This window comes from Brevibacterium sp. BRM-1, assembly GCF_026802075.1.
Taxonomy (GTDB): domain Bacteria; phylum Actinomycetota; class Actinomycetes; order Actinomycetales; family Brevibacteriaceae; genus Brevibacterium; species Brevibacterium rongguiense.
This window is the reverse complement of sequence record NZ_CP113788.1, coordinates 688,167-705,587: the sequence shown is the minus strand read 5'-3', so window position 1 is coordinate 705,587 and position 17,421 is coordinate 688,167. Positions and strand designations below refer to the sequence as shown.

Here is a 17,421-nt window from a genome sequence, read left to right as displayed (position 1 = left end):
CGGCCCGCGCTCAGCCGCGCTCGAGGACCATGTTCGTGATCCGCACGATCGAGAGCAGCCGGCCCTCGTCATCGCGCATCTTCACCTCGTGGCTCATGAGCGTGCGCCCGCGGTGGAGCACCTCCGCCCGGCCGTGGACGTAGCCGCAGCGCGCGCCGCGGATGTGGGTGGCATTGAGGTCGACCCCCACCACCGGCCCGCCCGCCAGCGCGAACGCGTGCGTCGAGCCCAACGACTCGGCCAGCACAACGTGCGCGCCGCCGTGGAACAGGCCCGCGGGCTGCGTGTTGCCCGCCACCGGCATGCGCCCCTCGGCGAAGTCGTAGCCGGCATCGGTGATCTCCAAGTGCAGGGCATCGGCGATCGTGCCGCGCGCCTGGGCATTGGCCGCCGCGACGAGCGCGGCGCGCTCCCGCTCGTCCATGTCCGGTCGCAGGGTCGGCAGGCCGTGCCCGCCCTGGGCGCCGTGCGCCCCCTGCGCGTCGTCGCCTGCGCTGTGAGCTGCGGCCATGGGTGCCTCCCTCTGTCGGTGTCATGGCTGGGATGAGTCCCAGCCCGGGGACGACGGCCGCGCGGGTCCGCACCCGCGCGGCCGCGCGTCCGCCCCAATCTAACCTGCCGGGTGCGTGGACGAGGGTGGGACCCGCCCGCCGGCTGCCCTCCGCCCGCCCTCCTGCTGCCCCCTGACTGCTGCCCGGTTGCTCTCTGACTGCGCTCCGGCTGCCGCCCGACTGCGCTCCGGCTGCCGCCCGACTGCGCTCCGGCTGCGTGCCGGCCGGGGTCCGCCGCCGGCCCGGGAACCGCGGGGCCCTCCCTTCGTCCAGGGCTCGGCCGGGGCACGGCGCCCGCCCTCCGCGCGGGGTGGGCCGCCGCTCTGTGCGCGATAGGCTGGGCGGGTGAGTGAGAACAGGCTGCTGCTGATCGACGGACATTCCCTGGCCTACCGCGCCTTCTACGCCCTGCCAGTGGAGAACTTCTCGACGTCGACGGGCCAGGCGACCAACGCGGTCTACGGCTTCGTCTCCATGCTCCTCAAGGCATGCGAGACCGAGCAGCCCACGCACCTGGCGGTCGCGTTCGACCTGGGCCGCCAGACGTTCCGGCTCGAGGAGTACGGCGAATACAAGGCCGGCCGCGCGAAGACGCCCGAGGAGTTCCGCGGGCAGGTGGAGCTCATCCAGGACGTGCTCGGCGCCATGGGGGTCCCCGTGCTCACCGCGGAGGGCTTCGAGGCCGACGACGTGCTGGCGACCCTCGCGCGCCGCGGCGCGGAGGCCGGGGCCCAGGTGCTGCTCGCCACGGGGGACAAGGACTCCTTCCAGCTGTCCACGGACCGGGTGACGATCCTCTACCCCAAGCGCGGCCTGTCCGATCTCTCCCGCATGACGCCCGCGGCCATCGAGGAGAAGTACGCGGTGAGCCCCGCCAACTACCGGGGGCTGGCCGCGCTCGTCGGGGAGAAGGCGGACAACCTGCCCGGCGTGCCCGGGGTGGGTGACAAGACCGCCGCGAAGTGGCTGGCCTCCTACGGCGACCTGCCGGGCGTGCTCGACCACGCGGACGAGATCAAGGGCAAGGCGGGCGAGAGCCTGCGCTCGCACCGTGCGGACGTCGAGCGCAACTACCGCCTCAACCGGCTCCTCGACGACCTCGACCTCGACTTCGAGCTCGATTCGGCCCGCCTGGGCGGGGTGGACGCCGAGCGGGTGAGCGAGCTGTTCGACCAGCTCGAGTTCCGCGCCTTCGGCTCGCGGGTCCAGGAGGTCTTCGGCTCGGCCGCGTCCCAGGAGCCCGTCGCCGCTGCCGCGCAGGCACCGCAGCCGCGCGTGCTCGAATCCGCCGAGTTCGCGGCGTGGCTGGGCGCCCTCGACACCGCCGCGCCCGTGGGCGTCGAGAGCGACGCGGACGCAACGGGCTCCGAACCGGAGTGGATTGCGCTCGCGCAGGGCGAGGAAGCGGTCGCGGCGCGGCTGCGCGACCTCGACGAGGCCGGGGTGGACGCCCTCGACGCCGTGCTCGCAGGCCATGGGCGCCTCGTGTTCAACGATGCGAAGCCGCAGCTCAAGGGCCTCGTGCGGGCGGGCTACGGGCAGCCGCGCGTGTGGCTCGACACGGAGCTCGCGGAGTACCTGCTCGTGCCCGACCAGCGCAGCTACGACCTGACTGAGGCCGCCGAGCGCAGCCTCGGCATCGACATCGCCGCGCCGGTGCCCGAGGGCGAGCTCGACCTGGGCGGCGCCGGCGAGGCGGTGGGCCGGCGGGCGGGGGTCCTGCCGCGGCTGGCGGCGGCGCTGCGCGAGCGCCTCGACGCCGCACACCTCACCGGGGTCCTCGAGGACATCGAGCTGCCCACCCAGGCTGTGCTCGCCCGGATGGAGCTGGCCGGCATCGCCGTCGAGGGCACCCGGCTGACCGAGCTCGTCGGGCTGTTCGGGGCGCAGGCCGACGCGAGCGCCCAGGAGGCGTACCGGGAGCTGGGGCGCGAGGTCAACCTGGGCTCGCCCAAGCAGCTCCAGGGCGTGCTCTTCGACGAGCTCGGCATGCCCAAGACCAAGCGCACGAAGACCGGCTACACGACCGACGCCGACGCGCTGGCCGACCTGTTCGCCAAGACGGAGCACCCGTTCCTCGCCCACCTGCTGGCCTATCGGGACTCCATCAAGCTCAAGCAGACCGTCGTGGGCCTGGAGAAGGTCGTGGCCGACGACGGCCGCATCCACACGACCTACCTCCAGACGGTCGCCGCGACCGGCCGGCTGTCGTCGAAGGACCCCAACCTGCAGAACATCCCCGTGCGCACCGATGCCGGGCGCCGGATCCGGTCGGTGTTCGTGCCGGAGGAAGCGGCCGGCTACGACGCGCTCATGAGCGCGGACTACTCGCAGATCGAGATGCGCATCCTCGCCCACCTCGCCGGGGACGAGGCGCTCGTCGCCGCGTTCAACGCGGGGGAGGACCTCCACACGTTCGTCGCGGGCCAGGTCTTCCACGCGCAGCCCGCGGAGGTCACCGGTGAGATGCGCTCGAAGGTCAAGGCGATGTCCTACGGGCTGGTGTACGGCCTGAGCGCGTTCGGCCTGTCCAAGCAGCTGCGCATCGGCGTGGACGAGGCCAAGGGGCTCATGGACACATACTTCGAGCGCTTCGGGGCGGTGCGCGACTACCTCTACGGGGTCGTCGAGGAGGCGCGCGGGCGCGGCTACACGGAGACGATGTACGGCCGCAGGCGCTACCTGCCGCAGCTGACGTCGGACCGCCGGCAGCTGCGCGAGATGGCCGAGCGGGCCGCCCTCAACGCCCCCATCCAGGGCAGCGCCGCGGACATCATGAAGCTCGCGATGTGCCGGGTGGACGACGGGCTGCGCGCGGCGGAGCTGAGCAGCCGCCTGCTCCTCCAGGTCCACGACGAGGTCATCGTCGAGGTGGCGCGCGGTGAGGCCGACCGGGTCGAAGCGATCCTCAAGGACCAGATGGGCGCCGCAGCGCAGCTGAGCGTCCCGCTCGACGTCAACGTGGGCACGGGCCCGGACTGGCAGGCCGCCGCGCACTGAGCCGGGCGCCTGCGGGGGCCCTGTGCCCGCGGGGACCCGCGCGGATCCGCCGCCGAGGCGCGGGCCGGCCCGGGCCTCGGCGGCGGGGACTCAGCCCGGCAGGCGGGCGGAGAAGATCGCGGTCCCCGGCATGAGCGCGCCCCGCAGCGGCGACCAGCCGCCCCACGCGGTCTCGTTGTCCGCGGGCCACTCGGGCTCGGTCAGCCCGGTGACCGCGAACCCCGCGGAGACGAGCAGCGCCATCCAGTCGCCCATCGTCCGGTGGTGCTCGGCGTAGACAGGGGAGCCGTGCGCGTCGAGCTCGACGTAGGGGGTGCGGTCGAAGTACGAGTACTCGACGGTGAGCCCCGCCTCGCCCGGCACATCCGGGAACATCCAGCGCAGGGGGTGGGTGACGGAGAAGACCCACTGGCCGCCGGGCCGCAGCACGCGGGCGACCTCGGCGAGCACCACATCGGCGTCCTTGACGAACGGCAGCGCCCCGTAGGAGGAGAACGCGGCGTCGAAGCTCGCGGACGGGAACGGCAGCGAGCGCGCGTCGGCCTGGAGGAACGTGGGCGGGACCGCGGCGGCGCTGAGCGGGTGCTCGCGCTGCAGCCGCGAAGCCTGCTCGAGCATCCCGCTCGACAGGTCCACCCCGGTGGCCAGCGCACCCTGCTCGGCCAACCAGCGCGAGCACTGCCCTGCGCCGCAGCCGACCTCGAGGATCTGGCGGCGCTCGACGTCGCCGAGCAGGGCCACATCGGACTCGCGCACGCCCTCCGGGCACCAGATGAAGTCGCTCGCGCCCAGGAAGCTGCCGTGCTCGGCGAGGTAGTCGACGGCGGAGGAGTCCCAGTAGCTGCGGTTGGCCCGCACGGAGGCCTCTTCGTCGATGGACAGGTAGCCGCCGGAGATGATCTCCGCTTCGTCGGGGCGCTCGCTCACAGGATCCCTTCGCCGCGCGTGGGACCGGGTGCCGCGCGGGCTCATCGGTGTTACGATTGATGCCGTATGCGCCGATTCTCCGGCGCCTGCCCCGATGCTACCGCATGCGCGCGGCCCACCACTCCGGGCTGCCGTGGACCGCAGCGGCCGGCCGCGGGAGAGCGCGCATACACGTCCATAACGCCAACCCCCCTCGGGAGCCGGCTGCAGCCGGGGCCTGCGGGAACCAGTCCATTACGGAGTCTCTACCTCTATGACCACCACCACGCCGGGCACGGCGCAGACCGAGCAGATCGCCGTCAACGACATCGGCACTGCAGAAGATTTCCTCGCGGCAGTCGACGAGACGATCAAGTACTTCAACGATGGCGACATCGTGGAGGGCACCGTCGTCAAGGTCGACCGCGACGAAGTTCTGGTCGACATCGGATACAAGACGGAAGGCGTCATCCTTTCGCGCGAGCTGTCGATCAAGCACGACGTTGACCCCGCAGAGGTCGTCGAGGTCGGAGACCCCATCGAAGCCCTCGTCCTCACCAAGGAGGACAAGGACGGGCGCCTGATGCTGTCCAAGAAGCGCGCGCAGTACGAGCGCGCCTGGGGCGACATCGAGCAGATCAAGGAGAACGAGGGCGTCGTCACCGGCACGGTCATCGAGGTCGTCAAGGGCGGCCTCATCGTCGACATCGGCCTGCGCGGCTTCCTGCCGGCGTCGCTGGTGGAGATGCGCCGCGTGCGCGACCTCGCCCCGTACATCGGCCAGCAGGTCGAGGCGAAGATCATCGAGCTCGACAAGAACCGCAACAACGTCGTCCTCTCCCGCCGCGCCTGGCTCGAGGAGACGCAGTCCGCGGTCCGCCACGACTTCCTCCAGACCCTCCAGAAGGGCCAGGTCCGTCCCGGCGTCGTGTCCTCGATCGTCAACTTCGGCGCCTTCGTCGACCTGGGCGGCGTGGACGGCCTCGTGCACGTCTCGGAGCTGTCCTGGAAGCACATCGACCACCCCAGCGAGGTCGTCTCCGTGGGCGACGAGGTCACCGTCGAGGTCCTCGACGTCGACATGGACCGCGAGCGCGTGTCCCTGTCGCTCAAGGCCACGCAGGAAGACCCGTGGCAGCACTTCGCCCGCACGCACGTCATCGGCCAGATCGTGCCCGGCAAGGTCACGAAGCTCGTGCCGTTCGGCGCGTTCGTGCGCGTCGAGGACGGCATCGAGGGCCTCGTGCACATCTCGGAGCTCGCGGTGCGCCACATCGACCTGCCCGAGCAGGTCGTGTCCGTCGACGAGACGATCTACGTCAAGGTCATCGACATCGACCTGGACCGCCGCCGCATCTCGCTGTCGCTCAAGCAGGCCAACGAGGGCGTGGACCCGGAGGCCGAGGAGTTCCTCGACCCCGCGCTCTACGGCATGGTCCAGGAGTACGACGAGGACGGGAACTACAAGTACCCGGAGGGCTTCGACCCGGAGACCCAGGAGTGGATGGAGGGCTACGACGCCCAGCGCGAGGCGTGGGAGCGCGAGTACTCCGCCGCCCAGGCCCGCTGGGAGGAGCACAAGAAGCAGGTGGCCAAGGCGATCGCCGCAGACGCGGACGCCAGCAGCCAGTCCTCTTCCTCCTCGTCCTCCTCTTCCTCGTCCTCCAGCTCGTCCGAGGCATCCACGGCCTCGAACTACAGCTCCGAGGACAGTGCGGATGCGGGCACCCTCGCCAGCGACGAGGCTCTCGCCGCGCTGCGCGAGAAGCTCGCCGGCAACTGACCGGCGGCTGACCTGAGCACCCAGGCTCCAGCACACGAACCCAAGGGCTCCCGGACGCGCGTCCGGGGGCCCTTGGGGCGTCTGCGTGCTCCGGTGCTCCCGCGCCGCCTGCGCCCCGGCCGCGTGCCCCGCGGCCCGCTGCGGGCATGGCTGGGCTACGCCGCGGCCCTCTTAGCGCTCACGCTGCTCATCAACGGCGAGCTCGTCTCCGCGCCCGGCTCGCGCGTCTTCGCGGAGAACGACGATTCCTCGCTCTTCGTCTGGTGGTTCGCGCACGCGGCCGATGTGGCCGCCGGCTGGTTCGGCGCCGGCTCCGGCCAGCACGGCCTGCTCTACGCCACGGCGATGAACGCCCCCACGGGCGCCAACGGGGCGTGGAACACCTCCGTGCTGGGCCTCGCCCTCCCGGCCGTTCCGCTCACCCTGGCGTTCGGGCCCATCGTGGCCTACAACGTCTGCCTCATCGCCGCGCCGGTGGTCTCCGCACTGGCCGCCGCCTGGCTGCTCTCGCGCTTCACGCTGCGGCTGCCGGCGTTCGTCGGCGGTCTCGCCTACGGCTTCTCCACCTACGTCATCGCGCAGAGCGCCGGGCACCTCAACCTCGCATTCGCACCGTTCCCCCCGCTCGTCGCCCTCGCCCTCGTCGAGCTCTCCCGCAGCCGCGGCGCGCGCCGCCCGCTTGCGATCGGGGCGGCGCTGGGCGCGCTCGTGGGCTGGCAGTTCTACGTCTCCACCGAGCTGCTCGCAGGCTCGTTCATCGCGGCGTGTGCCCTGGCCCTCGCCTGGCTGGTCTGCGCCCCGCGCTCCCTCGTGCGCGGCCTGCGCAGCCTCACGGCGGGCTGCCTCGTCGCCGTGGGCATCGCGGCCCTCGGCGGGCTGCCGCTCGTCCTCGAGATGACGCACGGGCCGGGGGCTCCGCGCGGCGTCATCCGGCCCCACGGCATCTGGAACCAGGACCTGCTCGACATGATCGCGCCGGGCCGCTTCACGCTCTTCGGCGGCGGCACCGTCGACGTCGGCCGCGTCACCGGGATCGACCCCTCGGAGATCGGCGGCTACGTGGGCCTTGCCTGGCTCGTGTTCGCGGCTGTCGCGCTCATCGCCGCCCAGCGCACCCGGTGGGCTGGGCCGACCCGCGTCGCCGCGCTGGCGGGGGTGCTCGTCTGGTTGATGTCGCTGGGCTCCCCGTGGCTGCTCGACGGCGAGCCCGTCCTGAGGACCGGCCCGTTCCGGCTTATCGAACTCCTGCCCGTGCTCGGCAACATCCTCCCGATGCGCCTGGCCGTCCACGTCACGCTCGCGCTGGCATTCCTCCTGGCCATCGGCCTGCAATTGGGCCTGCGGGCGCGCTCCCGGCGCCGCAGGGCGCTCGTCGCCGCTGCCGCCGCCGTGGCCCTCGTGGCGGTGGCACCGGCAACCGTGCACCCGCGCGACCTCGTCATCCCGGAGTTCTACCGTGACGGTGCCGCCGAAATTCCGCTGGGCGCTCAGGTCAAGACGCTCCCGCACCCGATGGCGATGGCGGTGCCCCGGGCCGCGGAGCCGATGCTGTGGCAGGCCGTGGCGGGCATGCGCTACCGCGAGCGCGGCGGCTACTTCGTCGGCTCGACCGCCGAGCGCCCGGTGACCTACGAGAGCCCGCCGGACGCGCTCGACGATCTGTTCGAGGCGCACAGGGGCGGCCAGCTGCCGGCCGGGGACAGCGCTGAGGCGCGCGCGGCGATCGAGGAGGTGCGGCGCGGGGGCACCGACTTCGTCGTCATCGCCCGCGACGCCGCGTACCCGCCGGCCGAGCCGCAGGCGGCCGCCGACCTCGTCGCCGCCGCCGCGGGCACCGCGTACCGTGAGACGGGCGGGGTCTACCTCATCGACCTGCGCGCATCGAGCTGAGCGGCGCCGCCGCCGGAAAGGGGAGAGCATGCTGCGCATCGGCCTGACCGGGGGGATCGGCGCCGGCAAGTCCACCGTCGCCCGCGAATTCGCCGACCGCGGCGTGCCCGTCATCGACGCGGACGCCGTGGCACGCGAGGTCGTCGAGCCGGGCCGGCCCACCCTGGCGCGGCTCGCACAGCGGTTCGGTCCCGAGGTCCTCACCGCCGACGGCGCCCTCGACCGGGCCGCGCTGGCGCGCCTGGCCTTCGCCGACGACACGGGCACGCGCGACCTCGGCGCCATCATGCACCCCGCGATCGGGGCGCGCACCCGCGAGCTCATGGCCCGCCACGCCGACGCCCCGATGCTCGTGCACGACGTGCCCCTCCTCGTCGAGAACGGGCTGAGCGCCGACTACCACCTGTGCCTGCTCGTCGACGTGCCCGCCCCCATGAGGCTGGAGAGGCTGACGGCGCAGCGGGGAATGGACTCGGCCGATGCCCGCGCGCGTATCGAGCGCCAGGCCGCGGACGAGGAGCGCTACGCGGCCTGCGATGCCCTCCTGAGCAACACGGGCACACCGGCGGAGCTGACGGCGGCCTTCGGCGCTCTCTGGGACCGGCGGCTCGCACCGTTCGCCGCGGCGCTGGCCGCCCAGCGGCCCGCCTCGAGCGCCGCTGCGAACCACTCCGCACCGTCAGACTACGGTGGGCCCACGGGCGCCCCGGCCGAATCCGCGCCCGCGGCCATGCGCGCGCACACGGCGCAGCGCCTCGCCGCTCGGCTGGAGCGGGCATGGGCGGCAGACGGGGCGAGCGCGGAGCTCACCAGCGCCAGCGCTCCCGGCGGTATGACACCCGGCGAGGCTGCTCCCAGCGGCAGCGCTCCCGGCGGCGGGACCCCTGGTGATGCCACTGCGGCGCCTGCGCCCGATGCCCCCGATGCGACGGTGCGCCTGCGCGTGCGCGCCCGGCCCGAACAGGCCGCTGCGGTGCGGGCCGGCCTGCGCGCCGCCGGGCTCTTCCCTGCCGCACAGCGACCGGGGCCGGCGGAGGCCTTCGCCCCCGCCGACCCCGGCCTGTGCGCTGCGGTCGAGCTCGAGCTCAGCCCAGATCCGCGCTCAGCGTGATGTTCGTGCCCTTGAGGGCACGGGAGACCGGGCACTCGCGCTTCGCGCGCTCGGCGGCGGCGACGAAATCGGCCGCGGTGAGGCCCTCCACGCGGGCCACGGTGACGAGGTGGACCTCGGTGATGCCCTTGTCGACGTCGAACGTGACATCGGCCCCGGTGGAGATGTCGCTGGCCGGCGTCCCGTTCTCCGCGAGCACGTTCGACAGCGCCATCGAGTAGCAGGCGGCGTGGGCGGCGCCGAGCAGCTCCTCGGGGCTGGTGACGCCGGACTGGTGCTCCTCGGCGCGGGCCTTCCAGTTGACCTGCAGATTCGCGGCACCCGAGGTGTCGAGCGCAACGGTGCCGGAACCGTCGAGCAGCGAACCGCGCCAGACGGCGCTGGCCTTCGAGACGAGTGGAGTGGGCATGGCGGCTCCTTCTGCGGCAGACAAATCGGCTTGCTATCCGGATGATTCCAGGACGGGTGGCGCGCCTGCGAATCGGCTGGGCAAACCGTTACCGTTTCGTGTCCTGCAATGGTGAGGTGCATCACGTGATTGCTGTATCTTCGATCCATGCCTGATACCTCAGGCGCAGGTATCACGTGATGATCATCACACCGACGAAAGCGATCACACTATGCAGAGGAAATCTCGTCTCGTTTCCTTGGCGGCCGCGGCTGGCGTCGCTGCCCTCATGCTCTCCGGCTGTGCCAATTCCGGCGGCAGCTCCGGCGGCGGCGAGGAGAGCGGCGGCGCGAAGAACCAGCTGCCGGCCCAGGACTCCATCGAGGTCCCCCAGGACGCGGCGAAGGCCGCCGGCGACGGCAAGGGCAAGTGCGAATCCGGCACCTCGATCGCCTACGTGGGCGCTCTTACCGGCCCGAACGCCCAGCTCGGCATCAACATCGTCAACGGCGTGCAGACCGCGCTCAACGAGCACAACGATGCGAACCCGGACTGCAAGATCGAGCTGAAGAAGTTCGACACCGAGGGCGACCCGGCCAAGGCCACCGGCCCGTCGGCGCAGGCGGTCAAGGAGGACAAGATCATCGGCGTCGTCGGCCTGCCGTTCTCCGGCGAGTCGAAGGCCACCGGCAAGATCTTCGAGGACGCGGGCCTCGTGCACATCACCCCGGCCGCGACCAACCCGGAGCTGACCCAGAACGGCTGGAAGACGTTCTTCCGCGGCCTGGGCAACGACACCGTGCAGGGCCCGGCGCTCGCCAAGCTCGCGGAGAAGGTGGGCTCCTCCAAGGTCTGCCTCGTCCAGGACGACTCGGACTACGGCATGGGCCTGGCCAAGCAGGTCAAGTCGGCGCTCGGCGACAAGCTCGCCTGCGAGGACAAGGTCACCACCGGCCAGAAGGACTTCGGCCCCACGGCGCAGAAGGTCACCGACGCCAAGGCCGATGCGGTCATCTACTCCGGCTACTACGCGGAGGGCGCGCCGTTCGACAACCAGCTGTCCAACCAGGGCTTCGAGGGCGTCTTCATCGGTCCCGACGGCGTGAAGGACACCGAGTTCGTCAAGCAGGCCGGCTCCGCCGCCTCGAACGCGTACTACACCTGCGCGTGCGTGCCCGGCGACCTCATCAAGGACTTCTCCGACGCCTACGAGAAGGTCTCGAACGGCACCGCCCCCGGCACCTACTCGGTCGAGGGCTATGACACGGCCACCGTCCTCATGGCCGGCATCGACTCGGGCATCAAGGACCGCAAGAAGCTCGAGGAGTGGGTGAAGGACTACGACAAACCGGGCTACGGCAAGACCTACAAGTGGGACGACAAGGGCGAGCTGACGGACAAGACCGTCTACGGCTACAAGACCGACGGCGACAAGATCGTCTCCGTCGGCAAGATCGACTGACCCACCTCCCACCACCGATGACGGGGCCTGCCGGCAGTGCCGGCGGGCCCCGTCGCCCGGACACCCTCCAGAAAGCGAACCCCCATGTCAGGTGACTGGATCACGTTCGACCTCGGCAGGCTCGTCGACAGCTTCTGGTCGACGACCCTCGACGGTCTCACGCTCGGCGCCATCTACGCGCTCGTGGCGCTGGGCTACACCCTCGTCTACGGTGTGCTCAACCTCATCAACTTCGCCCACTCCGAGGTCTTCATCGCCGGCGCCTTCGCCGTCGTCTTCGTCCTCTCCGGGCTGGGCTTCGGGCCCTCGGCCCCGCACATGTCGCTCGGGCTGCTCATTCTCGACATCGCCCTGGCGATGATCGCGGCCATGCTCGTCTCCGCGGGCACCGCGCTCGTCGTCGAACGGGTGGCGTACAAGCCGCTGCGCGACAAGGGCGCCCCGCGCCTCGCCTTCCTCATCTCCGCGATCGGCATGTCGTTCGTGATCCAGTACCTCTTCTTCGTGTGGCGCGGCCCCTCTGCGGAGCCCAACCGCACGATGTACCGGCCCAAGCCGATCTTCGACGTCTTCGGGGTCATCATCAACTCCCAGCAGCTGACGATCATCATCGCCGCGGTGGTCATGATGGTCTGCGTCGACCAGCTCGTGCGCCGCACCAAGCTGGGCCGCGGCATCCGCGCCGTCGCCCAGGACCCGGACACCGCCACGCTCATGGGCGTGAACAAGGAGCGCATCATCATGGCGACGTTCATGATCGGCGGCGCGCTGGCCGGCGCGGCGGCGGTCTTCTACGTCATGCGCGTGCCCGCCGGCGTGTTCTACATGGGAGGCTTCATCCTCGGCATCAAGGCGTTCGCCGCCGCCGTGCTCGGCGGCATCGGCAACATCCGCGGGGCCCTCCTCGGCGGCCTGCTCATCGGCCTCATCGGCAACTACGGCGCAACCGTGCTGGGTGACTCCCAGTGGACGGACGTCGTCATCTTCGTCGTCCTCGTCGTCGTCCTCATGGTGCGCCCCAACGGCATCCTGGGCTCCAACCTCGGAAAAGTGAGGGCCTGAGATGTCCAACCACTCGCCCCTGGGCTCCGTCGGAGCCACCCAGACCGCGATCGGCGAGGAGCTCGCCGACGTCACGAAGAAGCACAAGCGCACCGCGGCGCTGCGGCAGTGGTGGAACGACCGCTCCCGCCTCCAGCAGTGGCTCATGCTGCTCGTCGTCGTGGCGCTGGCCTATCTGCTGCCCGTCATCAACCCGCCCCTCATCACGACCGAGCCCGCGAACGACTTCGCGATCTCGTGCTTCAACATGGCGCTCTACGCGCTCGTGGCGCTGGGCCTCAACGTCGTGGTCGGCCAGGCCGGCCTGCTCGACCTCGGCTACATCGGCTTCTTCGCGGTGGGCGCCTACGTGGCCGCCCTGTGGACGTCGTCGGACAGCACGTTCGTGCACATCCCGTACCTCGCCACCCTGCCGCTCGCGATGATCGTCACCGTCGTATTCGGCATCGCGCTCGGCCTGCCGACGCTGAGGCTGCGCGGGGACTACCTCGCGATCGTCACGCTGGGCTTCGGCGAGATCATCCGGCTGCTCGCCACGATCATCCCGGGCCTCAAGGGCAACACCGGGTTCCAGAACCTCGGCCGGCCGCCGGGCACCAACGCCGACGGTGAGGCCCTGTTCACCGCCTCGAACGGGCTGCCCTGGTACTGGCTCGTCGTGACGATCATCATCATCGTCGCGGTCCTGCTCGGCAACCTCGAGCGCTCCCGGGTGGGCCGTGCGTGGATCGCCATCCGCGAGGACGAGGACGCGGCGGAGATCATGGGCGTGCCGACGTTCAACTTCAAGCTCGCCGCCTTTGGCACGGGCGCCGCGATCGGCGGCCTCGCGGGCGCGCTCATGGGCGGCCAGGTGGGCTTCGTCAACAACCAGAAGTTCGACGTCCCGACCTCCATCCTGTTCCTCGCCGCCGTGGTGCTCGGCGGGCGCGGCAACAAGGTCGGCGTCATCCTGGGCGGGGCCATCGTGGCCTACATCCCCCTGCGCTTCACGGAGCTCGCCGCCTACAAGTACCTCATCTTCGGCATCGTGCTCGTGCTCCTCATGATCTTCCGCCCGCAGGGGCTCTTCCCGGCGAAGGCGCACCTGCTGACCTACGGCTCGCGCATCCGCCGCTGGGTGAAGAAGGAGCAGGCCCCCGCGCAGCCGGAGGGCGGACCGCCCCCGGGCTCCGCCCCGCCCGCCCCCGGCGGCTCGACCGCCCAGTCCACGCGCCGCGCGCGGAAGGAGACCTGACATGCCGGAGGCACAGGCACCGGAGCAGGAGTTCGCCATCAACGAGGAGGCCGCGGTCGCGCCCGAGCGCGAGATCGCGGTGAGCGAGGGCGAGCCCCTCGTCGAAGTCACCGACCTCACCGTCACGTTCGGCGGGCTCACCGCGCTCGACCACGTCTCGTTCGATATCCGCCGCGGTGAGATCCTCGGCCTCATCGGGCCGAACGGCGCCGGCAAGACGACGTGCTTCAACGCGATGACGGGCGTCTACCGGGCATCGTCCGGCGACGTCCGGCTCGAGGGCCAGACGCTGCTGGGCAAGAAGAAGCACCAGATCACCCGGGCCGGCCTGGCGCGCACGTTCCAGAACATCCGCCTGTTCGGCGAGATGAGCGCGCTGGAGAACGTCGCGGTGGGGCTCGATGCGCGCCACCGGACCGGGATGATCGGGGCGATGCTGCGCCTGCCCCGGCACTACCGGGAGGAGAAGCAGATCATCGAGCGCGGCATGGAGCTGCTCGACTTCGTCGGCATCGCCGACCGCGCGCTGCACCCCGCGCGCGACCTGCCCTACGGCTACCAGCGCCGCCTCGAGATCGCCCGCGCGCTCGCGACGGATCCGAAGCTGCTCTGCCTCGACGAGCCGGCGGCCGGCTTCAACCCGGCGGAGAAGGAAGAGCTCATGGCGCTCATCCGCACCGTGCGCGACGAGGGCTACACCGTCCTGCTCATCGAGCACGACATGAAGCTCGTCATGGGCGTGACGGACAGGATTGTCGTGCTCGAATTCGGCAAGAAGATCGCCGACGACGTCCCGTCGGCCATCCAGCAGGACCCCGCGGTCATCGCCGCATACCTGGGAGAGGAGGCCGACGATGTCGATGCTTGAGGTCAACAACTTAGAGGTGCGCTACGGCCGCATCCGCGCCATCGAGAAGCTCGACCTCACGGTGGAGCGCGGCGAGATCGTCACGCTCATCGGCGCCAACGGCGCCGGCAAGACCACGACGATGCGCGCCATCGCGGGGCTGCTGGCCGCCAGCCGCGGCTCCATCCGGTTCGAGGACCGCGACATCACGAAGCTCAAGGCGTACAAGCGGGTGCCGCTGGGCATCTCGCTGGTGCCCGAGGGCCGCGGGATCTTCGGCTCCATGACGGTCATGGAGAACCTCGACATGGGCACGTACTCGCGCTCCGGCAAGAAGGCCGACTCGGAGCTCGACCGCGTGTTCGAGCTCTTCCCGCGCCTGGCCGAGCGCCGCACCCAGGCCGGCGGCACGATGTCCGGCGGCGAGCAGCAGATGCTCGCCATCGCCCGCGCCCTCATGGCCCGGCCGGACATGCTCCTGCTCGACGAGCCCTCGATGGGCCTCGCCCCGCAGTTCATCCGACAGATCTTCCGCATCATCAAGGAGATCAACGCGCAGGGCACGACGGTCCTGCTCGTCGAGCAGAACGCGAACCAGGCGCTGGCCATCGCCAACCACGCGCTCGTGCTCGAGTCCGGCCGCATCACGAAGACGGGCACCGGCCGCGAGCTGCTGGCCGATCCGTCCATCAAGGAGGCCTACCTGGGCGTCGCGTAGCGCCCACGGCCCTCCGCCGCTGTCACCCGCGCCCAGCGCGGCCGGCGGCCTGCCGGTGGGCCCGGTCGGCCGGGGGGAGCGCGGTCGGCCCGTCCCCCGTCCCGTGTCAGGGGCGGGGGATAGGCTCGTCCCATGGCAAAGAATGAGCAGCTGCCGGCGCCGCCGGCGGACACGCGCGCGCAGCCGGCCCCGCAGCGCCCGGTCCCCAAGATCGGCCACCGCCCCAAGGTCACCCGCTCGGTGGCGCCGTTCGAGGTCGTCAGCGAGTACTCGCCGTCGGGCGACCAGCCGGCCGCCATCGCGGACATCGCCGGCCGGCTCGAGCGCGGCGAGCGCGACATCGTGCTGCTCGGCGCCACCGGCACCGGCAAGTCCGCGACGACCGCCTGGCTCATCGAGCAGGTCCAGCGCCCCACGCTCGTCATGGCCCCGAACAAGACGCTCGCCGCGCAGCTGGCCAACGAGTTCCGCCAGCTGCTCCCCAACAACGCCGTCGAGTACTTCGTCTCCTACTACGACTACTACCAGCCGGAGGCCTACGTCCCGCAGACGGACACGTTCATCGAGAAGGACTCCTCGATCAACGACGAGGTCGAGCGGCTGCGGCACTCCGCGACGAACGCGCTGCTCACCCGCCGCGACGTCGTCGTCGTCTCGACCGTCTCGTGCATCTACGGCCTCGGCACCCCCGAGGAGTACGTCGGGCGGATGGCGACGCTGCGCAAGGGCCAGCAGTGCGACCGCGACGAGCTGCTCAAGCGGTTCGTCTCGATGCAGTATGCGCGCAACGACATGGCCTTCACCCGCGGCACGTTCCGGGTGCGGGGCGACACCGTGGAGATCATCCCGCAGTACGAGGAGCTGGCGCTGCGCATCGAGTTCTTCGGCGACGAGATCGAGGCGCTCTACACCCTTCACCCGCTCACGGGCGAGATCGTGCGCGATGAGGACGTCATCCACATCTTCCCGGCCAGCCACTACGTGGCCGGTGAGTCGCGCATGGCCGGAGCGATCTCCTCGATCGAGGACGAGCTGGCGGAGCGGCTCCAGCAGCTCGAGTCGGAGAACAAGCTGCTCGAGGCCCAGCGGCTGAAGATGCGCACCACCTACGACCTCGAGATGATGCAGTCGATGGGGTTCACCTCGGGGATCGAGAACTACTCCCGCCACATCGACGGCCGCGCCCCGGGCACGGCCCCCAACTGCCTCCTCGACTACTTCCCGGAGGACTTCCTCCTCGTCGTGGACGAGAGCCACGTGACCGTGCCCCAGATCGGCGGGATGTACGAGGGCGACATGTCGCGCAAGCGCACCCTCGTCGACCACGGCTTCCGGCTGCCCAGCGCGATGGACAACCGGCCGCTGAAGTTCGACGAGTTCCTCGACCGGATCGGGCAGGCGGTCTACCTGTCCGCCACGCCCGGCAACTTCGAGCTCGAGCGCTCCGACGGCTATGTCGAGCAGATCATCCGCCCGACCGGCCTCGTCGACCCGCAGGTGGTCGTCAAGCCGACCCGGGGCCAGATCGACGACCTGCTCGGCGAGATCCACACCCGCGTCGAGCGCGACGAGCGCGTGCTCGTGACGACGCTGACGAAGAAGATGGCCGAGGACCTCACGGACTACCTCCTCGAGCACGACGTGCGGGTGGAGTACCTCCACTCCGACGTGGACACCCTGCGCCGCGTCGAGCTGCTCAGCGAGCTGCGCGCCGGCCGGTTCGACGTCCTCGTCGGCATCAACCTCCTGCGCGAGGGCCTGGACCTGCCGGAGGTCTCGCTCGTGTCGATCCTCGACGCGGACAAGGAGGGCTTCCTGCGCTCGGGCACCTCGCTCATCCAGACGATCGGGCGCGCGGCGCGCAACGTCAACGGCGAGGTCCACATGTACGCGGACACCATCACCCCGTCGATGCGCTACGCGATCGATGAGACGAACCGCCGCCGCGACGTCCAGATCGCCTACAACAAGGAGCACGGGATCGACCCCAAGCCCCTCGTCAAGCGCATCGCCGACATCACCGAACGGCTGCAGCGCGAGGACGAGGACACGCGGGAGCTGCTCACCCAGTTCGACTACGGGCAGGGCAAGCGCGGCTACAGCGCGGCGCGCACGGCGGAGCAGCGGGCCAACGCGGGGGAGCAGACGACCGTGCGGCCGCCCACGGCGGACCTCGCAGAGCTCATCGCCCAGCTCACGGAGCAGATGCACAACGCGGCCGCGGAGCTGCAGTTCGAACTCGCGGCGCGCCTGCGCGACGAACTCGGCGATCTCAAGAAGGAGCTGCGCGCCATGCACAACGACGGCGGCGCCTGAGCGGCGGCGGCACCCGAACGACGGGTGCCTGCGGCCTCGGCCGTGTAGACTGGCCGCTCCAGCAGAAGGGGAGTATCCCACCCTCGCAGGGTTCGTCATCACGGCGCCGTTGCGCTGCGCTCTGGGCGCGGCGCAGGCGCCCGGACCCGC

Annotated in this window: 13 protein-coding genes; 10 read left to right on the top strand and 3 right to left on the bottom strand. The window is 71.0% G+C overall.

The window, feature by feature from the left end:
- Nucleotides 1-10: 10 nt before the first annotated feature.
- Complete coding sequence (locus tag BRM1_RS03085; protein WP_235936275.1) at nucleotides 11-511, bottom strand: PaaI family thioesterase; 501 nt, start codon at nucleotides 509-511, stop codon at nucleotides 11-13.
- 385 nt (nucleotides 512-896) lie between these two features.
- Here BRM1_RS03085 and polA point away from each other — a divergent pair, with 385 nt between their 5' ends.
- Nucleotides 897-3,551 (top strand): DNA polymerase I, encoded by a 2,655-nt coding sequence (gene polA, locus BRM1_RS03080; protein ID WP_160952625.1) that lies wholly within the window; start codon nucleotides 897-899, stop codon nucleotides 3,549-3,551.
- A gap of 90 nt (nucleotides 3,552-3,641) precedes the next feature.
- On the opposite strand, the gene BRM1_RS03075 is transcribed toward polA, so the two are convergent.
- A complete protein-coding gene (locus BRM1_RS03075) occupies nucleotides 3,642-4,478 on the bottom strand; it encodes a class I SAM-dependent methyltransferase (RefSeq protein ID WP_268528079.1) in 837 nt (278 codons plus the stop codon).
- Nucleotides 4,479-4,731: 253 nt separating this feature from the next.
- Here BRM1_RS03075 and rpsA point away from each other — a divergent pair, with 253 nt between their 5' ends.
- The 3 genes from rpsA (at nucleotide 4,732) to coaE (ending at nucleotide 9,241) form a co-directional block, all read left to right on the top strand.
- Nucleotides 4,732-6,240, top strand: coding sequence for a 30S ribosomal protein S1 (gene rpsA, locus BRM1_RS03070; protein WP_268528076.1), 1,509 nt, complete (start codon nucleotides 4,732-4,734; stop codon nucleotides 6,238-6,240).
- A 93-nt stretch (nucleotides 6,241-6,333) separates the two neighbouring features.
- Entirely contained in the window at nucleotides 6,334-8,130 is a 1,797-nt protein-coding gene (locus tag BRM1_RS03065) for a hypothetical protein (protein WP_268528074.1), read from the top strand.
- 28 nt (nucleotides 8,131-8,158) lie between these two features.
- The gene (gene coaE / locus BRM1_RS03060) at nucleotides 8,159-9,241 is read left to right on the top strand and encodes a dephospho-CoA kinase (protein WP_268528071.1); all 1,083 of its coding nucleotides are present in this window, start codon (nucleotides 8,159-8,161) and stop codon (nucleotides 9,239-9,241) included.
- Here coaE and BRM1_RS03055 read toward each other — a convergent pair.
- Nucleotides 9,216-9,650, bottom strand: a complete 435-nt coding sequence (locus tag BRM1_RS03055; protein ID WP_160952620.1) for an OsmC family peroxiredoxin — start codon at nucleotides 9,648-9,650, stop codon at nucleotides 9,216-9,218. The genes coaE and BRM1_RS03055 overlap by 26 nt on opposite strands.
- 238 nt (nucleotides 9,651-9,888) lie before the next feature.
- On the opposite strand from BRM1_RS03055, the gene BRM1_RS03050 reads away from it, so the two are divergent.
- The 6 genes from BRM1_RS03050 to uvrB all read left to right on the top strand — a co-directional run bounded on the left by BRM1_RS03050 (nucleotide 9,889) and on the right by uvrB (nucleotide 17,271).
- Nucleotides 9,889-11,091 carry a branched-chain amino acid ABC transporter substrate-binding protein gene (locus BRM1_RS03050; protein WP_268528068.1) on the top strand — a complete coding sequence of 401 codons (1,203 nt, stop codon included), beginning with the start codon at nucleotides 9,889-9,891 and terminating at the stop codon, nucleotides 11,089-11,091.
- Between the two features lie 84 nt (nucleotides 11,092-11,175).
- On the top strand, nucleotides 11,176-12,153 hold the full coding sequence (locus tag BRM1_RS03045) for a branched-chain amino acid ABC transporter permease (protein ID WP_160952618.1): 978 nt from the start codon (nucleotides 11,176-11,178) through the stop codon (nucleotides 12,151-12,153).
- Between the two features lies 1 nt (nucleotide 12,154).
- A complete protein-coding gene (locus BRM1_RS03040; protein WP_160952617.1) occupies nucleotides 12,155-13,390 on the top strand; it encodes a branched-chain amino acid ABC transporter permease in 1,236 nt (411 codons plus the stop codon).
- 1 nt (nucleotide 13,391) lies between these two features.
- Nucleotides 13,392-14,258, top strand: a complete 867-nt coding sequence (locus BRM1_RS03035) for an ABC transporter ATP-binding protein (RefSeq protein WP_160952616.1) — start codon at nucleotides 13,392-13,394, stop codon at nucleotides 14,256-14,258.
- Nucleotides 14,245-14,955, top strand: a complete 711-nt coding sequence (locus BRM1_RS03030) for an ABC transporter ATP-binding protein (RefSeq protein WP_160952615.1) — start codon at nucleotides 14,245-14,247, stop codon at nucleotides 14,953-14,955. Before BRM1_RS03035 ends, BRM1_RS03030 begins: the two co-directional genes overlap by 14 nt.
- Nucleotides 14,956-15,087: 132 nt before the next feature.
- Nucleotides 15,088-17,271, top strand: coding sequence for an excinuclease ABC subunit UvrB (gene uvrB, locus BRM1_RS03025; protein WP_160952614.1), 2,184 nt, complete (start codon nucleotides 15,088-15,090; stop codon nucleotides 17,269-17,271).
- Nucleotides 17,272-17,421: the final 150 nt, after the last annotated feature.